Origin of the sequence: Sulfurihydrogenibium sp. (assembly GCF_027448985.1) — a bacterium.
Taxonomy (GTDB): domain Bacteria; phylum Aquificota; class Aquificia; order Aquificales; family Hydrogenothermaceae; genus Sulfurihydrogenibium.
In genome coordinates this window covers 1-4193 of sequence record NZ_DAIDMN010000098.1, presented here as the reverse complement: position 1 = coordinate 4193, position 4193 = coordinate 1, and the positions used below count along the sequence as shown (strand labels likewise).

The 4193-nt window shown below is 34.8% G+C and carries 5 protein-coding genes; all 5 read left to right on the top strand.

Annotated elements, in window-relative coordinates; all coding sequences use genetic code 11:
- Nucleotides 1–148: 148 nt before the first annotated feature.
- The 5 genes from NE054_RS07255 to NE054_RS07235 are packed head-to-tail and all read left to right on the top strand — an operon-like array spanning nucleotide 149 to nucleotide 4099.
- Complete coding sequence (locus tag NE054_RS07255) at nucleotides 149–589, top strand: ATP synthase F0 subunit B (protein WP_297890196.1); 441 nt, start codon at nucleotides 149–151, stop codon at nucleotides 587–589.
- Nucleotides 586–1122, top strand: coding sequence for an ATP synthase F0 subunit B (locus tag NE054_RS07250; RefSeq protein WP_297890194.1), 537 nt, complete (start codon nucleotides 586–588; stop codon nucleotides 1120–1122). Before NE054_RS07255 ends, NE054_RS07250 begins: the two co-directional genes overlap by 4 nt.
- A gap of 1 nt (nucleotide 1123) precedes the next feature.
- The gene (gene atpH / locus NE054_RS07245) at nucleotides 1124–1672 is read left to right on the top strand and encodes an ATP synthase F1 subunit delta (RefSeq protein WP_297890192.1); all 549 of its coding nucleotides are present in this window, start codon (nucleotides 1124–1126) and stop codon (nucleotides 1670–1672) included.
- 22 nt (nucleotides 1673–1694) lie between these two features.
- On the top strand, nucleotides 1695–3209 hold the full coding sequence (gene atpA, locus NE054_RS07240; protein WP_297890190.1) for a F0F1 ATP synthase subunit alpha: 1515 nt from the start codon (nucleotides 1695–1697) through the stop codon (nucleotides 3207–3209).
- Between the two features lie 11 nt (nucleotides 3210–3220).
- Nucleotides 3221–4099 carry a F0F1 ATP synthase subunit gamma gene (locus tag NE054_RS07235; RefSeq protein WP_297890188.1) on the top strand — a complete coding sequence of 293 codons (879 nt, stop codon included), beginning with the start codon at nucleotides 3221–3223 and terminating at the stop codon, nucleotides 4097–4099.
- Nucleotides 4100–4193: the final 94 nt, after the last annotated feature.

Below are 4193 nucleotides of genomic sequence, written 5' to 3'. Positions count from 1 at the left end.
AGTGGTAGTTTTACTTTATGATACCACTGGAGGTTTTTTATTTCATCTTTTTTTCGAATTGGAAATTAGGGTTATAACAAAAATTTTGAATTTATTAAAATTTTCTGATATCATAATGTATGAATTTTATGAAAGAAAGGAGGAGTGTATGCACGTAGGGATAAATCTTGACCAAACCCTTTTCATTCAACTGGGACTTTTTTTAGTATTTATGTTCGTAATGAAAAAAATCTACTTTGACCCTTACCTTCAAGCGTTTGAAGAAAGAGAATCCACAGTAAAGAAACTTTTGGAAGAAGCTCAAATCAACAATCAACAAGCCCAAGAGATATTAAAAGAGGTAGATACAATACTATCAAAAGTTAAAGAGGAAAGTAAAAAAATATTGGACCAGTCAAGTAGAGAAACAAACCAAATGGTGGCAGAAATAATAAGAAAAGCTCAGGAAGAAGCTGAGAAAGAGATAGAAGATGCAAAGAAAGACATCGATAGAGTGGTTGAAATAGAAATGAAAGCTTTAGATGTTGCTATCGAAAGAATAGCTGAGAAGATAGTTGACAAATTAACTCTAAAGGAGAAGGCAGCATGAAAAAAGCTTTTTTAATGAGTCTATTTTTTGTGGGATTATCTATAGCTTCTGAAAGTGGAGAAGAATCGGGAGTACTTTTATGGAAAGCTGTTAACACAGTTATACTACTTGGAATAATTGCTTACTTTGGTGGAAAACACATTAAGAAATTTTTAAACGATAGAAGACAATCGGTTGCAAATATGGTTTTGGAAGCACAAAAAGCAAAGGAAGATAGTATAAAAGCATTAGAAGAAGCTAAAAGAAAGTTAGAAGAAGCCAACTACAAATTAGAAGAAGGGATTAAACTTGCAAAGGAAACTGCTGAAAATGAGAGAAAACATGCATTAGCCCAGGCTAATGAGATAGCTGAAAGAATAAAGTCTCAAGCAAAAGAAACTATTAACATAGAGATTAAGAGAGCTGAACTTAAACTGAAAAAGTACGCGACTCAAAAAGCTATTGAAGTAGCACAAACTTTGTTGAATCAAAAAGTAGACCCTGAAACAAGTAAAGCAATTATAAATAAGACTATAAAAAAATTGGAGGCTTAAAGTGAAGGTTGACAAAAAATTTATGAAAAATTTAGTTAAAAAAATTATAAAAACCGTTGGTTCTAACGAAGAAAAACTATCTCAAATATCAAAAAGTTTAGATATACTTGCAAATCTTTACAAATCAAGCACTTTGTTTAGAAATATTATCCTCAGTCCTAAAATACCTTTTGAAGAAAAGGAAAAAGCTTTATCCAAGGTTTTTTCAGCTATTAACATTCCGGATGAGGTAAAACCTTTTATCATCTTTGCAGTAAAAGAGAACAAAGGAAATATTCTAAAAGAGTTAAACAAGGCGTTTAGATTTGAAGTGGAGAAGTTCTTTGCAACAGTTCAAGGAGAGGTTATAACAGCATACCCTATAGAAGAAGAACTTTTAAACGAAATTAGAAATGTAATAGAATCTAAAATAGGAAAAAAAGTAGAATTTACAGTAAAAGAGGACAAAAGTATAATCGGTGGTGCAGTAATAAAAGCCGGTAGTTATATTTTGGATACATCGGTTAGAAACTACTTAAATCAATTACAAAAGACTTTAACAAGATTTTAATATATCAGGAGGTTAGAGATAGATGTCTGTAATAAGAGCTGATGAAGTTTTAGAACAGTTGAACCAACAACTTCAAGAATTTGAAGCCACAGCAAAACTTGAAGAGATTGGAACGGTTATCCAAGTAGGTGATGGTGTTGCTCGTATCTATGGGCTTGAAAAAGCAATGATGGGTGAGATGCTTGAGTTTGAGAATGGCGTTGTAGGTGTAGTATTTAACCTTGAAGAAGACAACGTTGGTGCGGTTCTACTTGGTTCTGACGTAAATGTAAAAGAAAACAGTATTGTAAAAAGAACAGGAAGAATTTTATCTATTCCAGTTGGAAAAGGATTACTTGGAAGAGTTGTGGACGGTCTTGGAAATCCTATAGATGGAAAAGGACCACTAACTGACATAGCATACTACTCTCCAGTTGAAAAAATTGCTCCCGGCGTTGTAAAGAGAAAATCAGTTCACGAACCGCTTCAAACAGGTATTAAAGCGATAGACGCAATGATTCCAATAGGTAGAGGACAAAGGGAGCTTATAATCGGTGATAGAGCAACAGGGAAAACAACAATTGCAATAGACACTATACTAAATCAAAAAGGTCAAGGTGTTTACTGTATCTACGTTGCGATAGGCCAAAAAAGAGCAAACGTTGTTCATATAGTTGAAACATTACAAAAATACGGTGCTATGGAGTACACAACCGTTGTAGCAGCTACAGCTTCTGACCCAGCTACTATGCAGTACATAGCACCATTCGTTGGATGTACAATAGGTGAGTACTTCAGAGATAACGGAATGCATGCCCTTGTAATTTATGATGACCTTACAAAACATGCTTACGCTTACAGACAGTTATCACTACTATTAAGAAGACCACCAGGAAGGGAAGCTTATCCGGGTGATGTTTTCTATCTCCATTCAAGACTTTTAGAGAGAGCAGCTAAACTAAACGATGAACTTGGAGCAGGTTCATTAACAGCCTTACCAATAATTGAAACCCAAGCAGGTGACGTTGCAGCTTACATTCCTACAAACGTTATATCTATCACAGACGGTCAGATATTCCTTGAAGCAGACCTCTTCTACAAAGGTATAAGACCAGCTATTAACGTTGGTATATCCGTTTCAAGGGTTGGTGGTGCAGCTCAAATTAAAGCAATGAAACAAGTTGCGGGGACATTAAGACTTGACCTTGCACAGTTTAGAGAGCTTGAAGCTTTCGTTCAGTTTGCATCGGACCTTGATAAAGCAACCCAGGCTCAAATCGCAAGAGGTCAAAGAATGGTTGAGTTATTAAAACAACCACCTAACCAACCAGTTCCTGTAGAGAAACAGGTTGCCATCATATACATAGCAGGACAAGGATATTTAGATGATGTACCTGTTAACGCAATTCAAAAATTTGAAAAAGAATTTTACACATTCTTAGATACAGAAAAACCGGATATTTTAGAAGCAATAAGAAGAGAAAAAGCTTTAACAGATGATATTAAAGCAAAACTTGATGCGGCTGTAAAAGAGTTCAAACAAAAAGTCGCATTCTAAGGAGCTGAAAGATGGCTAAATTATCGCCAAGAGATATTAAAAGAAAGATAAACGGTATAAAAAATACAAGAAGAATAACATCCGCTATGAAGATGGTTTCTGCGGCTAAATTGAGAAAAGCCCAGAACCTTCTTTATGCTACAAGACCTTACTCGGAAAAACTTTACGAACTAATATCGGACCTCTCTATTTACATAGATAGAGAATCCCATCCTCTTTTGGCTAAAAGAGAAGTAAAATCTGTAGATTTAATCGTTGTTACAGCTGACAGAGGACTGGCAGGAGCATTTAACTCTAACGTTTTGAAAGCCACTTGGAGAGAAATACAAAACCTTCAATCTCAAGGGAAAAACGTAAATTTAGTTTTGATAGGAAGGAAAGCTGTTAACTTCTTTAAAAGTAAAGGGTTAAATATAGTTGCATCTTATGAAGATGTCTATAGAAATCAAATGAATCTATCTTTTACTTCTATGCTTGGTGGAATAATTTCTTCAAGATTCATAGAAGAAAAAACGGATGCTGTCTATTTGATAAACAACGAACTTATAACTTCATCAACCTACGAAACAAAAATAAGAGAAATTTTACCTTTGGAACCAAAACAAACTTCAAGTAAAAAGTACGATGAAATGACAATCTACAACATAGAACCTTCTAAAGAGGAAGTTTTAACATCATTACTACAAAGGTATATCAACTTTCAACTGTATAGAGCGTTGGTAGAATCTTCAACGGCAGAACATTCAGCAAGAATGATAGCAATGGACAACGCTACCAAAAATGCTGGGGAAGCTATTAGAAAGTGGACCATCATCTTTAACAAAGCGAGACAAGAAGCTATTACAACAGAGCTAATAGACATTATTAACGCTGCTGAAGCGATTAAGTAAAAATTAAGGAGGAATATAGATGGCAAAAGGAAGAGTGGTTCAGATTATAGGACCGGTAGTTGACGTTGAGTTTCCGGAAGGACAATTACCGGCA